This window comes from Novosphingobium beihaiense (assembly GCF_022832375.1).
Classification (GTDB): domain Bacteria; phylum Pseudomonadota; class Alphaproteobacteria; order Sphingomonadales; family Sphingomonadaceae; genus Novosphingobium; species Novosphingobium beihaiensis.
Genome location: NZ_JALHLG010000011.1, coordinates 1 through 18379 on the forward strand (window position 1 = coordinate 1; position 18379 = coordinate 18379).

The 18379-nt window shown below is 61.2% G+C and carries 16 protein-coding genes and 2 pseudogenes; 8 read left to right on the forward strand and 10 right to left on the reverse strand.

Annotated features, from left to right (window positions below; all coding sequences use genetic code 11):
- A partial coding sequence (locus MTR66_RS09555) for a hypothetical protein (protein WP_243920264.1) occupies positions 1–206 on the forward strand: 206 nt, incomplete at its 5' end.
- A 130-nt stretch (positions 207–336) separates the two neighbouring features.
- On the opposite strand, the gene MTR66_RS09560 is transcribed toward MTR66_RS09555, so the two are convergent.
- The 6 genes from MTR66_RS09560 to MTR66_RS09585 form a co-directional block, all read right to left on the reverse strand.
- Complete coding sequence (locus MTR66_RS09560; RefSeq protein WP_243920266.1) at positions 337–1113, reverse strand: hypothetical protein; 777 nt, start codon at positions 1111–1113, stop codon at positions 337–339.
- A 188-nt stretch (positions 1114–1301) separates the two neighbouring features.
- Complete coding sequence (locus MTR66_RS09565; protein WP_243920268.1) at positions 1302–2141, reverse strand: sulfotransferase domain-containing protein; 840 nt, start codon at positions 2139–2141, stop codon at positions 1302–1304.
- 23 nt (positions 2142–2164) lie between these two features.
- Positions 2165–3115, reverse strand: coding sequence for a hypothetical protein (locus tag MTR66_RS09570; protein ID WP_243920269.1), 951 nt, complete (start codon positions 3113–3115; stop codon positions 2165–2167).
- A gap of 25 nt (positions 3116–3140) precedes the next feature.
- On the reverse strand, positions 3141–5033 hold the full coding sequence (locus MTR66_RS09575) for an asparagine synthase-related protein (RefSeq protein WP_243920271.1): 1893 nt from the start codon (positions 5031–5033) through the stop codon (positions 3141–3143).
- A gap of 181 nt (positions 5034–5214) precedes the next feature.
- A complete protein-coding gene (locus tag MTR66_RS09580; protein ID WP_243920273.1) occupies positions 5215–5397 on the reverse strand; it encodes a hypothetical protein in 183 nt (60 codons plus the stop codon).
- Between the two features lie 153 nt (positions 5398–5550).
- Positions 5551–6456 carry a hypothetical protein gene (locus tag MTR66_RS09585; protein ID WP_243920274.1) on the reverse strand — a complete coding sequence of 302 codons (906 nt, stop codon included), beginning with the start codon at positions 6454–6456 and terminating at the stop codon, positions 5551–5553.
- Between the two features lie 242 nt (positions 6457–6698).
- On the opposite strand from MTR66_RS09585, the gene MTR66_RS09590 reads away from it, so the two are divergent.
- The 3 genes and pseudogenes from MTR66_RS09590 to MTR66_RS09600 all read left to right on the forward strand — a co-directional run.
- Complete coding sequence (locus tag MTR66_RS09590) at positions 6699–7619, forward strand: hypothetical protein (RefSeq protein ID WP_243920277.1); 921 nt, start codon at positions 6699–6701, stop codon at positions 7617–7619.
- Positions 7620–7857: 238 nt separating this feature from the next.
- Positions 7858–8133: a lasso peptide biosynthesis PqqD family chaperone gene (locus tag MTR66_RS09595; RefSeq protein WP_243920278.1), complete on the forward strand. Its 276-nt coding sequence runs from the start codon at positions 7858–7860 to the stop codon at positions 8131–8133.
- 313 nt (positions 8134–8446) lie between these two features.
- Positions 8447–8791: pseudogene (locus MTR66_RS09600) on the forward strand (helix-turn-helix domain-containing protein); the annotation flags it as partial.
- Between the two features lie 167 nt (positions 8792–8958).
- Here the strand turns inward: MTR66_RS09600 and fcl are convergent.
- Positions 8959–9915: a GDP-L-fucose synthase gene (fcl, locus tag MTR66_RS09605; RefSeq protein WP_243920280.1), complete on the reverse strand. Its 957-nt coding sequence runs from the start codon at positions 9913–9915 to the stop codon at positions 8959–8961.
- A gap of 11 nt (positions 9916–9926) precedes the next feature.
- Entirely contained in the window at positions 9927–11051 is a 1125-nt protein-coding gene (gene gmd / locus MTR66_RS09610) for a GDP-mannose 4,6-dehydratase (RefSeq protein ID WP_243920288.1), read from the reverse strand.
- Between the two features lie 194 nt (positions 11052–11245).
- On the opposite strand from gmd, the pseudogene MTR66_RS09615 reads away from it, so the two are divergent.
- The 3 genes and pseudogenes from MTR66_RS09615 to MTR66_RS09625 form a co-directional block, all read left to right on the forward strand.
- Positions 11246–11752: pseudogene (locus MTR66_RS09615) on the forward strand (transposase); the annotation flags it as partial.
- Positions 11753–12038: 286 nt separating this feature from the next.
- Positions 12039–13466, forward strand: coding sequence for an aromatic ring-hydroxylating oxygenase subunit alpha (locus MTR66_RS09620; RefSeq protein WP_407673037.1), 1428 nt, complete (start codon positions 12039–12041; stop codon positions 13464–13466).
- A 111-nt stretch (positions 13467–13577) separates the two neighbouring features.
- Positions 13578–14279 carry a Crp/Fnr family transcriptional regulator gene (locus MTR66_RS09625; protein WP_243920290.1) on the forward strand — a complete coding sequence of 234 codons (702 nt, stop codon included), beginning with the start codon at positions 13578–13580 and terminating at the stop codon, positions 14277–14279.
- Between the two features lie 44 nt (positions 14280–14323).
- Here MTR66_RS09625 and MTR66_RS09630 read toward each other — a convergent pair whose 3' ends face one another.
- Both MTR66_RS09630 and MTR66_RS09635 read right to left on the reverse strand, forming a co-directional pair.
- Entirely contained in the window at positions 14324–15634 is a 1311-nt protein-coding gene (locus MTR66_RS09630; protein WP_243920292.1) for a sulfotransferase family protein, read from the reverse strand.
- 148 nt (positions 15635–15782) lie between these two features.
- A complete protein-coding gene (locus MTR66_RS09635; protein ID WP_243920294.1) occupies positions 15783–16481 on the reverse strand; it encodes an OmpW/AlkL family protein in 699 nt (232 codons plus the stop codon).
- Positions 16482–16710: 229 nt separating this feature from the next.
- On the opposite strand from MTR66_RS09635, the gene ccoN reads away from it, so the two are divergent.
- Entirely contained in the window at positions 16711–18360 is a 1650-nt protein-coding gene (gene ccoN, locus MTR66_RS09640) for a cytochrome-c oxidase, cbb3-type subunit I (protein ID WP_243920296.1), read from the forward strand.
- The last annotated feature ends 19 nt before the right edge of the window (positions 18361–18379 follow it).

Consider the following 18379-nt stretch of genomic DNA (forward strand, 5'->3'; position numbering starts at 1 on the left):
ATGTCAAAGCCACACGGCTAACCACCGCTTCATTTGTGCAACAAAACCTGGCCACGGCCCAAATCTACACACAGGTAAGCGATAGCAGTCTGCAATCCACCCTTGCTAACGCCAACACGCTGGAACGGGCGGCAACGCCGTGCCCGGAAGATCCGCCGCGCTTGCGGGCGGGATCGCTACGGAATTGCTCACTTTTCAAGACCTAGAGGCGGCTGATAGCCAGAAATTATCATTCAATAATAATGAAATGAGGTGCCCGCCAACAGCGTGACTGATCCGGGTAAGGCCGCGTTCCCCACCGGCGAGGCGACGGTCGGCCATCTGTCTGAAGGCAAATCAGAACATCCGATTAGCTCTGGAGAGGACATCGAGGGTCGGCTCGTCAGGCCATTGCTCCTCCCACAGAGAGGCCGGTGCCGTACGCAGAATCTCGAAGTATCGGCGTGCTGGCATTGGCTGGTACCAGCGCAGGTATTCCGCGGGAACCTCGTTGATCCGGAACCGGTAGAGGGTTTTGTCGATGTTCTCCATAGCCCGTCGGAGACAGGCCGCGTCTGGGGTGAGCCCCGCATGCCGGGCGACCTTATCCACGAAAGCGACCGGGTCTTCCAGATGCTCGTGATAGCCAACAAAACGGATGCGCTGGATCAATTCGGGATGGTTCTCACGGACGAAGCGCACGACCTTGCCAAGGCCGAAGGTCCAGTTGCGCAGCGAGTGGGTGATCGCCAGGAAGTGCTCCTGCGTGCCCGCCTGTTCGCGAGAGAATGCTGCATTGGCCGACAACGCCTGTTCCAGCGGATGGCGGTAGGTGATGAAGATCGCCGGTCGCACCTCGGAGAACCAAGCCCACTGCTCGCCTCCCCCCTCGAAGGTGGAAAACCACAGCACCTTTACCACCGCATCGGCGAGCTCCTCGCGATACTTCTCTCGTCGCTCGAAGGTCAGACCATGATCGCGGATTTCCGGGATGTCCCAGAAACCCAGCGGGTTCAACGCCTGACGACAGTTGCTGTTGAAGCCGCCTAGCACGGGCTTGCCAAGGAGGCGCAGGGTCTGGGCCAGCAGCGAGGAACCCGAACGTGGCTGGAACAGGATGAGGGACAGAGTCATAGTGGGCAGCCTATACAAAGTGCGGCAGACAGGGGAAGAGCGGAACGGTCTGGCTCATCGGATCCATCGCGACACCCCGGCGGCACTACCGGACAAGCGATCGAATAGGGCAACGGCGGAAATGATACTCGACTTTACCGTCTGACGCTCAGGCCCGATGTCTTTCGGTTCGAATAGGGGGACTGCGCTTACGGCAGGTAGCCGTATCGTGCCATCTCCTCGCCGTGTACCTCGACGATGCGCGCCACCTGAGGCGCCGAGAGCTCGGATCGCCAAGCCGTGGACGACCCGCTACGAAAGAAGCGCTTTTCCCGATAGTGGCTACCCACGAACCCGTCCTGTGCCTCCTGTTGCCGCAGTCGGTCGAAACGGTGGCTGCCCAAGGCGGTCTCCACGACCGCCCCGTCATCGGGGAGGCCCAGGAAACGGGCTATCGAAGTTAATGTGTGGTGGCCGTCGTCGAGCAGATCCTCATAGCGCACGATCATCACCTCGAGGCCACTCTCGCGCCACGAGCGCACATGCTGGCTCCAGGAGCCGAGAAAGGCCGGAAAGTTTGGGCCGTGGTGGATATCCGAGCCGACTCCTAGAGTGTTGCGTGGATCCGCCAGCTGATCGATTGCCCGATCCAAGGGCAGCCCCATAAAATCGGCGTAGGAGGGCGCCACCGATAGTGGGTTACGCACCATGTAGAGCACCCGCTCGACGGTCGTTGGCGGAAAGAGGAGTTCGGCATCGACGGCTTCGGGATGGGCGGCGTGGGTGGTCCCGAACATGGTGCGCTCCGTGCCATCCTCGTGCAGCGCGCGCAGGGCGCGGCCTTGCAATCCCCGTTGCCATTCCTTCGGCAGGTCGACGGTCTCCATCATTAACTGCTCGTCGATCCAATACCGATAGGAGAGGTGAATGGTGAGCGAGACGCCGTTGATGCCGACCTCGGCCCCGCCTTGGCGTAGGCTGTCGAGCAGGATGCGGGTCCAGGTGGTGCCCGACTTGGGGTAGGTTGCGATTAGGTTGATCTTCGCCACTTGCTTCGATCCCAATGCTCTGCCTAGAGGATGCCCAACGCTTCCCAGTTTCGGTAGAGCATCCGGCAGGCATCCGGCAATCGCTCGTACCCCGAGGGGGCAGCGAAATAGTGGATCGGGACCCGCTGGCCCAGCGCCACCTGGATTGGGAAACCGGCAGGGTGGTTGCCAAGCACCCGCTGAAGCAAAGGTCTATAGGTGACCTCAGCGATCATGCCGACCTTTTTGCTACCGGACAACGGGGTAAGATCGGGGTCGGCGCGACGCTGGGGCAGCACGACGTAGAGCGCGGCGATCGGGCGCGGCCCACAACCTGGATTTAACCCGGGGTCCCAGTGCCCCCGCAACCCCTCTTCGGCGAAAAAATCGACGGCCTCTGCGTTCAACCCGAGACCGGCGACCGTTTCCGGCCAAAGGCGCAATCGCTCCGTCGTCGGCAGCGCCACCGGCCCCTGTCCCGCGTCCAAGGTGACCGGCACCACGCCGTCGGCGACCGGGGCGAAACCCTCCAACGCCAAACTTGCCGCCAAGGCCGATTTGCCAACGCCGGACGCCCCGGCGATCAATACCGCGGAGTCGCCCACGGCCACGCCGCTGGCCTGCAGCGGCAGCAGGCCCCGCTGGTGGCAAAGGGTGCCGAAGAGGGTGGAGACCAGGGCGGAGCTGGCCAGTGCCAGGTCGCGGCCGTCAGCGGCCTCGACCACGATCCGCCCCCCACCGATCAAATAGCGCGGTCCCAAGGGTGGGCGGAGCAGCACCAAGCCGTCACGTCGCCGGACCTGGAGGTGGCGGGTGCGATACTCCGCCTCCGCCAGCCCTATGGGAACCTCACCGTGTTCGACGATGACGTCAGCCTCGCTGTAGCAACCATCCTCCAGCGGCGCGAACCCGGGTAGCGGGATCGCGGAACGCCAGCGTTGCCCGGCGATCAGGTAGGTAAACATGGTGGTATGGCGGTCCATCTTGGAAACCATCCGACGCTCAACCGGTGCCCATTGATCAGCCCATCTCCTCGAGGCCTGCGATCATCCGCAGGCCGACGATCAGCACGGCCCAATCGACAATCTTCTCTCGCCGCAAATCTAACACCTCTTCGGCACGGAGGAAGGCGATCATCTCCTCGACGTCGAAAAACTCTGTCACCGCTGGTCGCTGGCCCATCTGCTCCAGATAGGCGATGACGCTCTCCCGCTCGCGCCACACTTGGGCCCGCGTGACCTTCAGGCCATGGGGGGTACGCCCGCGGTGCAGCCGGATGTCGTCCGGAATCAATCCCTCTCCCAGCGTGCGGATCAGGCGCCGATCATAACCGTCGCGGCTAAAGTGCTCCCCAGGCAGGGAGAGGCAGAAGCGCACCAAGTCCGCGTCGAGCAGTGGGTGGCGGACATCGAGCCCACGATCCGCCGCATCCAGATACATCCCCTCCAATCCCCGAAGGTTGACCTCCCGTCGCAGGGCGTAGGCGATCGAGTCATGCACCGAACGAAACCGCGGGGAGATCGCGTGCTCGACACCGTGCGCCATCTGCCGTTCGAACACCTCGGGTGAGGCGTTGGATCCGGCGAAACGCCGTAGCGCGCGGCGCATGAAAATCGACGTGATGTCGTTCTTTGGGCGACCCCGGCGCAGACGCCGTGCCAGTTTGGGCTGGAAGATGAACAGCAGCGTTTCGGCGGCCCGTGTCGTGGCCCGCGGACGGCCGCGAGGCAGTCGCAGCCATGCCTCGCGAACGAAGGCGAGATAACGCCGTCGGCCCACATGCTCCGCCAGCACCTCGCCCCCCCCATGGCTCACCGCCTCGTTGCCCCCCTCGCCTGTGAGGAAGACCCGCGCGCCCTGATCGAGAAAGACGTCGTGGAGATCCGCCTTCGCCCGCCCCAGGGACCAGGGCGCCTCCAGGCGCCGGACCGAACTCCGCGTCCGATCCACCACGTCGGCGCCGACATCATCGACGAAGCGGGCGGGGGGCATGCCTAGCCCGGCCAGCATCCGGGCTACCGGCTCCCGCGGATCGGCGTCGGGGAATTGAGTCGACGCCAGTGCAGCCAACGCCCAGTCGGGATAGACCATGGCCGCCGGAGCGAAGGAGAGGCCACGCTCGCGCCCCGCCCGGGCGGCCAGCGCCGTGACCAGGGAGCTGTCGAGGCCGGCACTCACCTCGAGTCCGACGCACCCCGAGGCGGGAAGACGGCGGCGCACCGCCTGATCCACTAGCCGCCGCCCTTCCTCGGCCACCTCCCGGTCCTTAAGGCCGAAGGTGACGGTAACGTCGTCGGGGTGCCAGTAGCGCTCGATCCGTACGGTCCCGGATTGTCGATCGGCGAGCAGGCAGTGGCCCGGCGGCAGCCGCTTGCGACCGCGCAGGAAGGTGGCGCCGTCTTCAGGGGTTGACCAGAGTGTGAACTCGCGGATCGCCTCGCGATCGAGGCGGTCGTTGGCGGCACCGGCAACACTAAAGGCGGCAGGGAGGTTGGTTATCAGAACGGCGTGAGAGGTTTCTTGCCAATAGAGGGGATGAATCCCCAGCCGGTCGCCGATGGCCATGAGGCGCCGCTCCGATGGGTCGACGATGGCCAGTGCGAGATCGCCGACACAGGCGCCGGGCAGCCGCTGCCCCAGCACGCGATAGCCGTCGGCCAGCGCGGTGAAGGGGTCGCCATCCACAACCTGCCCGTCTAGGGTATCAAGGCGAACGTCGCCGGCCAGCAGCAGCCCCTTGTCACGCACGGCGCGACTGATGCCCGCTATACCGAAACAGCTGAGTAGGTCACCGGCGGGGGTGGCAAGAGTCTCCCGGACCGGCCACCGCTTCGCCTCCAGGCGCCGGTTCAGCGATATCGCATCGAGACCCAGCCCTTGGTCATGCTTGGACCAACAGACGAAAAAGAACATTGAGTGTACCGTAGTGGTGGCATCTCGACCAGAATCCCGAAGACACCGGATGAACCGACCTAGGACAAGGACCTGCGAAACATGCGCGAATTACCTGCCCCCAAAGGTGGAGGGCCTGAGCGTGTTTTCGACCGTAGGGTATAGTCAGCCGCAGCGCGGACCACTGGCCCAGGGCAAGGACCTACGAAACATGTGCGGCTTGTCCGGACCCAAAGGTAGAGGGCCCGAGCGTGTTTTCGACCGGTAGGATAGTCAGCCGCGGCGCGGACCAGGAGCGACGCTCATCGGCGGTGATCGACTCGCCTTCAAGCGAGGCATCTTGAGTATTGGTGATGGCGGCGGGCTTTTGATCTTTGTCGTTCATGGTGGAGCTTTCCTTCAATCGTCGGGTTGAAACTATAGCAGCATCGGGTTGAAATTATAGTAGCATCAATCGATGTATGAAGCTCGCCCCCCAAGGCCTCGGTTCCGCGGGGCTCCCCGACGATCCGGAGGCTCATCACGTGGGGCTATGGTTCTACGATATATCGTCGGCCAGGGTGTCGAGCGAGGCCTCTATCCGTGCCAACGACCAGGGGCGGGTGTAGCGGCGCAACGGCACTTTCTCGGCGACTCGTGCGCATTGGGTGAAATGGGCCTGAAAGTTGCTGCTTCGACGAACCTGCCCGGCACGGTAGGTGTTGGCGACCAGCAGCGGGATGCCGCGCGCGCCTTCCACGGGCTGGATGACGGCGGGTTCGCCGGTCTCCCCACGCTCCAGAAAATAGATTCGCCGTAGCGGTAACGGCTGACGATGAAAGGTGTCATGGAGCTGGAGGTGGTACTTCTCGGCGCGGATCCAGTCTCGGCTCAACGCTGTCGGGTCGAGGGCGAAATGGTCGAGGGTGTCGCGCCACAACTTGATGCGGGGGAAAGCGGGATAAAAGAGTGGTTTCCCTTCTGCATCCGGCACCACCACCCCGATGTCGTCGCAGAGCAGTGGATGGCTGCGGCGATGGAGCGCCGCGGCCAACGTCGATTTGCCAGCCCCGGAGGGGCCGCAGAAGGCGACTGCGCTGCCCGCCCACTCGATACCGCTGGCATGCAGCGGCAGTCTCCCTTGCTGGTGGAGCAGGACCCCGAAAACGGTCCCCAGCAGAAAGAGACGAACCTCCTCCGGCGATGCGCCGGGGAACGGCTGGACGAGAATTGTATGACCGCCGATGGCACGATAGCGGGCAACCCCCGGGGGCTCGAACTGGAACACGCCGTTTCCGATCTGGGTTTGGCGTATAACGTGGAGCGGGGCGTCGAGCAGGGCCGGAATCTCCGCGAGTGAGACCTCGACGTCGGTTTGGCTGGGAGGATCGGTCGCGATCAGTTCAGGGCATTCCAACTCGGAAGCGACGGTGAGGCCGTAGGCGGTATAGTGATTGATGGGCATTCGAGGTAGCTAGCTGGGGCAAGATTCCAAGGGGTGTTGGTACGAGTATATACTGCATCCAGACGTGGACGTGATACCCCGCCCTTCCTATTTGCGCGGTCTTCGATGAATGAAGTCATACGGCCTTCCGCAGCACAACTGATTGTATGTGCATTGAAGGATGTCAATACGCCGCCAGCAGGCCGCCTACGGAAACCCATTTAGCTCGCGCAATACCGGGGTCCCTGGAGGGCTCTCTCCCTATGGCTCAGCTCCACTTCAAGACGGGTGATATTTTCGGGAATGATGATACCCTAGGCAATTCCGCTATCGCCGACGTGGGGAGTGAAATGAACCGGGGTAAAATGGTTCGCGATGAACTGATTGCCGTGCTGGGCGATTCGATGGCCTTGCGGGAAATAGCTGGATACACGCTGGCCGACATCCTGGCTGCGGCGGTGGAAGCGGGAAAAATCGAGTGGACCTCCGAGGGGCGGCTGGGACTTCCGACAGGGGGTGAGCAAGATGGAACGGCGGAAATCAACAGTCTTGGCGCTGAGAATCCTAGGCACCACTATTATCCGTGTTCATTCTTGAACTTGTTCCTTTTCAGGGAGGTCTATCGACAATCGCTCATCCCCTTCGGTTGCCGAAATTGTTACAAGGTGAAAGTAGAGGCTAGTTGTGTGGCCGAGCTGGCGGCGATCCGCGAGATCGCTCCGGCCATGCCGTGTCCATCCAAATGTGCCTGTACCTTGAACTATCCCTACAGCGTCGGGGTCTGGAGCGCGTTCTTCTATGTTGATGGCCTGGCGATGGCTTTTGATGTTCATCGGCGGCTACAGGCCGCCATTGCCGATCATCCACGGCTCGCCAATGCCGAGCTGGACGTGAGTGTCAAACGGGGATGCAGCCTGTACGAGGCGCGGCTCGGTCCTTCGGACCGATGGGTGATCGATGAAACCCTGGAGCCGCTGGAGCGGCGGCTCCACTCCCTTTTCGAACCGCCGCGAGAGCACGAAGGGGACAACCTGGCGACCTTCATGGGATGGATTGTATCAGCCCACTCCATCGGTGACGAAAGTTATCTGGAGTTGACCCGTGGCAAGCCCATACGACCGCCGACGGTCGACTACCTGAAAGTGGAATCTCGACTAGGGCGAGTGCCGACGAACCTGGAATGATCCACTGAAGCGGCCTTTTGCTGTTCGGCTTGTGGGTTGCGCTGGATGTCGCAGGCAGGTGAATGGCGGAGCCTCGCCAGACGGCGGCGCGGGTGTGTGAGGGCCGGACATGATCTGCGCGAAACGAATGGGGAGAACCCCATTGTTCCATCAAAGTAGGTGAAGGATAAGCCGGATTGGGATAAGCTGCGGGGCAGTTATATACCGTCTAGGGAAGGGAATACCGTTGGCGATTAAAATGTCCAGTATCGTGCGTCAAAGCAAGGGCTTGGTGTCCGCAGATATCGACGGCGAGGTGGTGATGATGAGTGTCGAGCAGGGTATCTACTATCGACTAGACGAGGTGGGGAGCCGGATCTGGGGCTTGATCGAGCAGCCCATGGAGGTGTCGGTCCTGTGCGACCGGCTGCTTGAGGAGTACGAGGTGGAGCGGGCCGATTGCGAGAGCGGTGTGCTGAAGTTTCTGGACGAACTCCTGGAACAAGAGGGCGTCGATGTCGATGGGGCAGTCTGACCTCCCCCCGAAAAGAAGTCCACGCGAAGAGTGAGTTTCCCATGCGATGCCATGGGAAGGGGAACTCATCATGGAGTAGACGCGGTGCACGGAAGAACAGATCATCGAAATTCTGAAGGAGTCGGAGGTTGGCGAGATGCCGCGCTGTCGCGGTTTGTCGGAAACACAGCGTTAGCGAACAGATGTTCTACCTATCCGGTGTCAGCGCCGATGGCACAGATTAGGGGGTGAGATTCAAAGAGGGTTTGGGCTTCGTCGTAGTGACGAAGGGATGAAGATGAAGCCCAAACCCTCCTTGCGAAAATCGCCGACCAAGGCCGTAGCCGACCTGACGCTCGAGAACCGCTTGCTGAGAAAGCATGATCGGGGATGGGGGGCGACGAATGAGGTATCCAGCCCCAGAGAAGCTGGAGATCATCCGGATCGTCTAGCATCGCACCTGCCTGCCAGGCACATCCTGGACAAGCTCGGCATTCCCCGCCGGACGTTATACCGTTGGTATGATCGCTTCCCCGAGGGTGGTCCAGAAGCGCTGGAGGATCGCTCCTCGGCGCCGAGCTTGGTGTGGAACCGCATTGGTGGGGATGTCTGGCGACAGATCGTCGAGATGGCGCTCGATGCGACCGGACTATCCCCTCGCGAACTGGCCGTGCGCTTCGGCATCAGCCTCATGCATTTGAAACACATTCTTCGCCAGATCGAGCCCGACCGCGATAATCTCCGACATGACCGCCCTCCTGTGTGGATCATTCCAGACCCACCTTGGCACATCAATGCCGTCGGGGGGCGGGCACATCATCAAAGCCTACAATAGTACCGCCAGTGTCATGCCTCGCGCAGACCGGCTCCATTCTCAAGAAACCAGCGATAGGTCTCACGCACGCCATCTTCCAGCACAATGCGCGCTTTCCACCCCATCGCCTCAAGTCGAGAGCTATCCATCAGTTTGCGCATCGTCCCATCGGGCTTGCTTGCATCAAAGCCGATCCGCCCCGAAAAGCCAGTAACCTGCGCAATCAGGTGCGCTAGTTCGCCAATCGTAACATCCGCGCCATAGCCCACGTTGATGTGGCTGAGCATCGGCTCGGTATTCGCTGCGTAGGTTTCCTTGTCGAGATCAAGCACGAAGAGCGAGCCTTCCGCCATATCATCGACATGCAGGAATTCGCGCCGGGGCGTTCCCGTCCCCCAGATTACGACTTCCTCGGCACCATCCTGCACTGCTTCGTGGAAACGGCGCAAGAGCGCGGGCAGCACATGCGAATTGACCGGATGGAAATTGTCGCCGGGGCCATAGAGGTTGGTCGGCATCACGCTGCGATAGTCTGTGCCGTACTGGCGATTATAGCTTTCGCACAGTTTGATGCCGGCGATCTTGGCAATCGCATAAGGTTCGTTGGTGGCTTCCAGCGGCCCTGTCAGCAATGCGTCCTCGCTGATCGGTTGCAGCGCCTCCCGCGGATAGATGCACGAGGACCCCAGGAACAAAAGCCGCTCCACATCCGCTGAGAAAGCCTCGTGCACCACATTGCATTCCATCATCAGGTTTTCGAAGATGAACTGCGCAGGATACGTATTGTTGGCATGAATGCCGCCTACCTTGGCTGCAGCCAAGACCACCGCGTCGGGCCTTTCGGACGCCATGAACGCGCGCACTGCCCGCTGGTCCAGAAGATCCAGTTCGGCCCGGGTGCGCACCACGAGGTCATCTCCCCGTTCTCGCAACTTGCGCGCGATCGCGCCGCCCACCATGCCGCGATGGCCTGCAACGAAAACCTTCATTGTTATGCCTTTCAGAGCTCCAACGAGACAGGCATGGTCAGACCATGCTGCTTTAGCAGCGCATGACGCCGGGCCGCCTTGAGATCTTCAGCCACCATTTCCACGCACATTTCCTGCGCGGTGATCTGGGGTGTCCAGCCCAGCTTTTCTCTCGCCTTGGTTGGGTCGCCCAAGAGCGTCTCGACTTCGGCAGGACGATAATAGCGCTGATCGATACGCATGATCACATCTCCCACCGCCAAGCTCGTGGCGATTTCGCCTTCGATCGCCGCCACGACGCCGATTTCCTCGGTTCCTTCACCCTCGAAAGCCAAGGTGATGCCCAGTTCGGCCGCCGACCACAAGATGAACTCACGCACCGAGAATTGGACGCCCGTAGCGATCACGAAGTCCTCGGGGTGGTCCTGCTGCAGCATCATCCACTGCATGCGCACGTAATCCTTGGCATGGCCCCAGTCGCGCAGGGCATCAATGTTGCCCATGTAGAGGCAACTTTCAAGGCCCTGGCTGATGTTGGCCAAGCCCCGCGTGATCTTGCGGGTCACGAAAGTCTCGCCGCGACGCGGGCTCTCGTGATTGAACAGGATGCCGTTGCACGCATACATGCCGTAGGCTTCGCGGTAGTTGACGGTAATCCAGTAGGCATAAAGTTTGGCTACCGCATAAGGCGAACGCGGATGGAACGGGGTGGTCTCGCGCTGCGGGATTTCCTGAACGAGCCCATAGAGTTCAGAAGTTGATGCCTGATAAAAACGCGTTTTCTTCTCCAGCCCGAGAAAGCGGATCGCCTCAAGCAGGCGCAGCGTCCCGATACCGTCGACATCGGCGGTATACTCAGGTGCCTCGAAGCTAACTGCAACGTGACTTTGTGCACCGAGGTTATAAACTTCGTCCGGCTCGATCGCGGAGATCAGACGAGTAAGATTGGAAGTGTCGCTCAGGTCACCGTAGTGCAGATGGAAATCCGCGCTCTTAGCATGTGGATCAGCGTAAATGTGGTCAATACGCTGAGTATTGAAAAGCGAGGCGCGGCGCTTGACGCCGTGGACCTCATAACCCTTTTCGAGAAGGAATTCCGCAAGGTAGGAACCATCCTGCCCGGTCACCCCCGTGATGAGGGCCTTTTTCTTCGCCATGCTAAACACCAAAGCCTTTTCAAAATGGGACAAGCCGCCCTTAGCCGAGATAGCAACCAACCGCCACCATGCCGGTGGTCTGAGGTGGTGGTGCCATCTTGGACAGTTGGCGGCTGAGTTAAGCTAATTCTGGTTGTCGTTTATGCCCTCATGATCTGATTGCCCGTTCCACCGATAGCTTCGACCGGAATTTTCCCTGCCAGCCCAGTTCGGAAGCGTTGCACCTGCTGATCGACAGCACCGGCATCAAGGCTGTGGGGATGGGGAATGGCGCGCGCGCAAGCATGGCCGGTCCAAGCGCCGCCAGTGGCGGAAGGTCCCTCTCGGCGTCGATGCCCGGACACGCGAGATCCGCGCCATTGAAATACCGGCAGTCGGGTTGGCGTTGCTCCCATGCTTCCCGGATTATTGGACTAGATACCAAATGGTTAGTCTATCGCCACGGTCAGTGGTTGCCACGATGCAATCTCCGCACGTAATGCCTATGCAGGTTGTCCCAGTCCGCCGTAACGCAAAGGCATCGGGTGAGAACACACCGGACGTCGGGACTCGCAATGAAACCGCTCGGGCGTGCCATCGCTTTGGCCGAACGCGTCATGGGACGAGAGTTCGATCACCAGGTCGTCGAATTGCAAATCCGAACTGCCGCCTTCAACCGTTTCGCCGCTCGCGGAACGCTGCAAACTCAACGCACCGCGTAACCGCCTCCCATCAAAGACGGAACGCTGACCGCTGGCCTATCTGCTCAACAAAGCTTTTCTTCATGCGAAACCTCCAGCTTTTGTCAGCTTCGATTTTGCCAGGTCCCTCTTGTTCTCACTCGAGGCATTTTCCGGGACGGGGGGCAAACTTATTGGATCAGGGCAGGCTACCCGTCCTGATCCAAAAGCGCGCTCCCACCAAAATTTGCGCTTGATCAAAGCTTGCCTCGATCAGCATGCGGCAGACTCCTGTCAGTCAAAAATCTAACAGGACAGGATGCCTCCCATGGCTGATATCAATTCCGCGGGCATGCCGCTGGCCGGGAATCCTTACCCGATCACGCGGTCCGAGCTGATCCCCGCGCAGCGCTATTACGACGAGACCTTCTATCGTGCGGAGGTGGAACACCTCTGGCCGCATGTCTGGCAGATGGCCTGCCGCCTCGAAACGATCCCCAACGTCGGCGACTGGGTAGAATACACCAATGTCGGCAAGTCGGTGCTGGTCGTGCGCACCAAGGACGGGGTCAAGGCGTACCAGAATCATTGCCGTCATCGCGGCGTGCCGATCGCAGGCGGATCGGGCAATGCGCATGGTAACTGCGCGAAATCCGGCTTCATCTGCCCGTTCCACGGCTGGCGCTGGAACATGGATGGCGAAAGCACATTCGTTTACGGCAAGCAGCTGTTTTCCGATGATTTGCTGGACCAGGGCGAACTCGCGCTGAAGCCGGTTCGTTGCGAGACCTGGGGCGGCTGCGCGTTCATCAATCACGATATGAATGCGCCTTCGCTGAAGGACAGCATGGGGCCGGTACTCGACCGGCTCGACGCCCATGGCATGTCGAACGTGCGGTCCGAATGGTGGTTTGCGACCGAGCTGCCCGCCAACTGGAAGATCGCGATGGAGGCCTTCATGGAAGGCTATCACGTGATGATGACGCACCCGCAGCTGCAGCGTTCGGTGCCTGGGCTCTATAATGCCCGGTACGGCAACGAGACGGGCGGCATCGGGCTCCCGATCGACCCCGATCAGACCGTGGAGGACAATATCCGCGCCCAGATCGACAATCTCAAGCTGCTCGGTTCAGGCATGGCAGGTATGGTCCACGCCAAGGAAATCGAGATTGCCGAACAGCTTGGGCCGGACAATCCGGACCTGCAGCTTCCGCCCACAGTGGCGGAAGCGGTGCCGGTGTGGTTCGGGCTCGTGCAGGATGCGATCGCCCGCAAGCTGAAGGAGCGCGGCGAGAACGTGCCCGATCTCAATGCAGTTTGCGTGTCCGATCCGGTGAATGCGGTGGAATATCTCTTCCCGCACTATTTCCTGCTGCCGTTCTTCACCAGCTATGCGTCTTATCGCATCCGCCCGCTGGGGCCGGAAAAGTGCCTGTTTGAAATCTGGTCGCTGACACACTTCCCCGAAGGGCAGGAGCCGGAACCGCCGATGGAGCCGACCGTGCTGCCTTACGACAGCCAGGACTTCCCGATGATCCCGCGGCAGGATTATTCGAACATTCCGATCCAGCAGAAGGGGCTGCACTCGGAAGGGTTCGAGTTCATGCGGCTTGCCAAAGACGTGGAGGGGCTGATCAGCAATTATCAAAGGCTGATCGATGCCTACATCGCCGGGGAGCCTGGCGCCAAGCTGGCGGCGGCCAACCGGAAGCTGGGCGGCAATTTCGATGGCCCGATCCTCGACCTGGAAATTTAGAATATGGTCATGTAATGGCCTGGATGAACGAAGGGGGTGCTTTTCACCCCCTTCTTTTTACGCTAACGGAGCCGTTTAAGGCGATCCTGCGACGTTGGTGCCCGATACATTATGTCCACATGTGACCTTTGCGTTGTCCGGAACCGGGCGATCTGCGCTTCGCTCGATACCGGCGAGCTGGAAGCCCTCAATTCGATCGGGCGGACCCGCAAGATCGTGTCCGGCGAATCGCTGATCTGGGAGGGCGAGGACTCGGTCCTCGTCGCCAATGTCATCGAAGGCGTTCTCAAGCTCTCGACCAACACCGAAGACGGGCGCGAACAGATCGTGGGAGTGGTCTATCCGTCCGACTTCATCGGGCGTCCGTTCGGCGGCAAATCCGGCCATGGCGTGACCGCGCTGACCGATGCCAAGGTTTGTGTCTTTTCGCGGCGCGATTTCGATGCCTTCGCGCGCGAGCATCCCAAGCTGGAGCACAAGCTGCTCGAACGCACATTGGGCGAGCTGGACCGCACCCGGCGCTGGATGCTGCTGCTGGGGCGCAAGTCGGCCTCGGAAAAGATGGCCAGCTTCCTGATCGAAATGGCCGAGCGCCTGACCGGTTCGGGCTGCAAAACCGATTTGAACAAGCCCAATGAACGCCATGTCGTGCTGCCGTTTTCGCGCCAGCAGATTGCCGACGTGCTGGGCCTGACGATCGAAACGGTGAGCCGCCAGTTCACGCGGCTGAAGAACGAAGGCGTGATCGATCTGCCTTCGCGCCGCGACGTGACGATCCTCGATTTCGAGGCGCTGGTTGCCGAAGCCGGTTGATCTGGCTGCCGTTTCCCTGAAAGTTCTGCAATGCGGGCGCGTGCTTAAGCCATCGCCCGGCGCGGACCTGACACCACGGCTCTGACCTCGGGCTGCGCGGGCCGGGGGTGCAGGTCGAAATCGCTGGCATAGCGCTCGAAACGGCTGCGTACTGTCCTGTGATCGAGGCCGAAGCTGGCCAGCTCGTAGCGGTGGCGCTGCCAGCGGTGCTGGCCTTTCGCCCGCTCCACATAGCGGCGCATGCCGGGCAAGGCCGGGGCGATCTCGATATCGAGGAAGTGATAGACCCGGCGCATCACCGCTTCCCAGTCTGCATCCATATCGCGGTAGAGCACATCGATTCGCTGATGCGGCGGGATGCCGCCGCGCGCCGCCTGCATCCGGTCGATCTGGAGGCTGGTCTTGTCGAGCCAGTGTTCGCCGATCCAGTGCGGGTCCGCGCTGTCGGAATGGATCGTCATCTGATTCCACACCAGCGAGCAGCTGCTGCCCACGACCTTCGACGGGTCGCGGTGGATGAAGATCAGCTTCGCATCGGGAAAAACCTGGAGCAGGGCGGGCAGGTCCAGCATGTGCTGGGGTGTCTTGAGGACCCAGGGCCTGCGGCTCTGGCCGCTGCCGCGGGCCCAGCGCACCAGTTTCAGCAGGCGGGCCAGGTGGCGGTAGGCGGGCGTGGCATCTTCCGTCTCGATCCATTCGCCGTAGCTCGGCACGCGCCACTGCGCCTCGTGCTTCATGCCCCAGGCGGACTGCACCAGCAGGCCCAGTTCCTCTTCGGGTTCGAATGGCCCGGTGGGGTGGATCATGGCTGTGCGCGGATTGAGCCGGTGCACCGTGGAGAGCAGCCGCCCGGCCTGGCGCGGCCGGGGATCGCGGCGGCCGGGCCGGAAACCGGGCCGGGGCACCGGGCAGACGGTTTCGAAGAAGCGCATGTGCTCGAAACGGTCGTCGGCCGCCAACAGGCGGTGCAGCCGGGTCGTGCCCGAGCGCATCGGCCCCACCACGATGACCGGGGGTGCCAGCGGTTCGGCCTCGATATCCTCGTGCGTGTTGAACCAGTGCTCGGTCCAAAGCCGTTCGCGCAGCACTTTCAGGAACTGCCCGACAGCGGCGAAATGGCCGAGATCGTTGAGAGCGGCTTCCGCGCGGATCGCTTCGATCAGGACTTCCATGGGGCGCAGGAACCAGGGGTCGCCAAAGTCGTCGAGGCCGGTTTGCCGCCGTGCCGTCTCCGTCAGCGCATCGAGATCGAGCGGGGTATCGGGAAGGACGGAAAGCCTGTTGAGACTGGCCAGGGCGAAATTGGCGACGCCCACGAGACGCGGGCGTGCTGGAAGCGGAAGCTCACCTGTCATGCCCGCCATAAGTGCATGCCTGCGCTTAAGGTGCAATGCACAATGAGATTTCGGGAGCAGGCCGTGCCGGTATGATCCATCGGAAAGAAACGGAAAAGGGGAGCCTTCCAGCTCCCCTTCTGCGCTTTGTTAAAGAACTGAAACCGGTTCAGAAGCGGTATGCAAGGCCCGCGCTGAGAACCCAGGGATCAAGGTCGTGCTTGGTTTCGAGGACCTTGGTTCCCGCCGCGTAGAATTTCGCGGTCGGCTTCATGAAGTACTTCTTGGCATCGATCGAGAGGCCGAAGCCGCTGTCACCCAAGGCGATGTCCACGCCGCCCTGCAGGGCCACGCCGAACGAGTTCGACATCTTCACCTTGTCCACGCCCAGTGCCTGGGCGGTCGCACCGGGCTTTTCGTCGAAGACGAAGAAGATCGACGGACCGGCGCCGACATAAGGCTTGATCGGGCCGCCCATGTCGAGGTGGTACTTGGCCGTCACGGTGGCGGGCAGGATCAGCACATGGTTGACCAGATTGGTACCGGCCAGATCGGCTGCGCCATTGACGTGGTGCTGGGTGAGGCAGCAAATCGTTTCGACCGAGATGTTCTTGGTGAAGAAGTATTCGATCGCGATCGTCGGCACGACATTGTCGTTGGCCTTCGTATCGATGTCGCTGACGCCCATGCCATCAAGAGTTGTTGCGAGAGCGGGATCGACATACTTGATCTTGTCAATTCCGCCATCGGGCAGAACGGCCGTGCCAAGTACCTTGACCTGAATCTTGCCATCGGGACTGCCAGCCATGGCCGGAGTGGCAATTGCGGTAGTCGCGCTAAGCGCGGCGAGCATCATGATCTTGCGCATAGTTCTATCTTCCATTGCCGCCGGGGCCGCACCGTGCGATCCCCCCTCTTGGGCGGCTGCGACTTTACCATCTCTTCTACTTGCCTCGAACATGAATTGATCGGGCGCAAATTCAGGTAATTTCATATGTTTTTCAGACCGGGCCCATTTTGATCGTTATCAATGCGGCTGTTCGTGATACTCTCCAAGGCGGCAACAGGTTCAGCAACAATCTCGAAAGAGAAGGCATATGGTAACGGTCCTTGCACGGGCAGGCTTGTGGCTTGCAGTGCTCTTCCTTGCCGTCATCGGGGTCGCGCTTGCGGCGGATGGGGGTTTCGCCATTCACATGGGTATCGTCGCGCTGGCCGCGCTGATCGCCGTGTGGTTCACGATCAGCGGGGCCGATTATTCGGCCATCGCGCGCGGCATTCTCAAGATGCCCGATCAGAGCAAATACGATGACGATCCGGTCCGCTGGGGCGTCATCGCGACGGTATTCTGGGGCATTGCGGGATTCGCCGCCGGGCTGTTCATCGCCCTGCAGCTCACCTGGCCGGTGCTCAATCTGGAACCGTACCTCAATTTCAGCCGCTTGCGGCCGCTGCATACCTCGGCGGTGATTTTCGCGTTTGGCGGCAATGCCCTGATCGCGTCGAGCTTTTACGTCGTGCAGCGCACTTGCCGCGCGCGTCTGGCCTTTCCGGCCATGGCGAGGTTCGTGTTCTGGGGCTATCAGCTCTTCATCGTGCTGGCTGCGACCGGCTATCTGCTGGGCATCACCCAGTCCAAGGAATATGCCGAACCGGAATGGTACGTGGACTGGTGGCTGACGATCGTCTGGGTCTGCTACCTGCTGGTCTTCGTCGGCACGATCGTGAAGCGCCATGAACCGCACATCTACGTTGCCAACTGGTTCTACCTTGCCTTCATCCTGACCATTGCGATGCTGCACATCGTCAACAATCTCGACGTGCCGGTCAGCTTTGTTGGGTCGAAGAGCTATCCGCTGTTCTCGGGCGTGCAGGGCGCGCTGGTGCAGTGGTGGTACGGTCACAACGCGGTGGGCTTCTTCCTGACCGCGGGCTTCCTCGCCATGATGTACTACTTCGTGCCCAAGCAGGCCGAGCGTCCGATCTACAGCTACCGCCTGTCGATCATTCACTTCTGGGCGCTGATCTTCCTCTACATCTGGGCGGGCCCGCACCACTTGCACTACACCGCGCTGCCCGACTGGGCGCAGACGCTGGGCATGGTCTTCTCGATCATGCTGTGGATGCCGAGCTGGGGCGGCATGATCAACGGCCTGATGACGCTCAACGGCGCCTGGGACAAAGTGCGCACCGATCCGATCATCCGCATGATGATCATGTCGGTGGCCTTCTACGGCATGAGCACGTTCGAAGGCCCGATGATGTCGATCAAGAGCGTCAATTCGCTCTCGCACTATACCGACTGGACCATCGGTCACGTCCACTCCGGCGCGCTGGGCTGGAATGGCATGATCACCTTCGGCGCGATCTACTACCTGACGCCGCGCCTGTGGGGCCGCGAACGCCTCTACTCGCTGCGCATGGTCAACTGGCACTTCTGGCTCGCGACGATCGGGATCGTCTTCTACGCCGCCAGCATGTGGGTCGCCGGTATCACCCAGGGCCTGATGTGGCGGGAATACGGGCCGGACGGCTATCTGGTGAACAGCTTCGCCGATACCGTCGCCGCGCTCCACCCGATGTACGCGCTGCGCGCCTTCGGCGGGCTGCTCTACCTCACGGGCGGTGTCCTGATGGTCATCAACGTGTGGAAGACGATCGCGGGCAAGCTGCGCGACGAAGCGCCGATGCACGATGCTGCCTACGATCCTGCCACCGACCGGCCGATCCTGGCTGCTGCCGAATAAGCGCGACGAAAGGAATAGA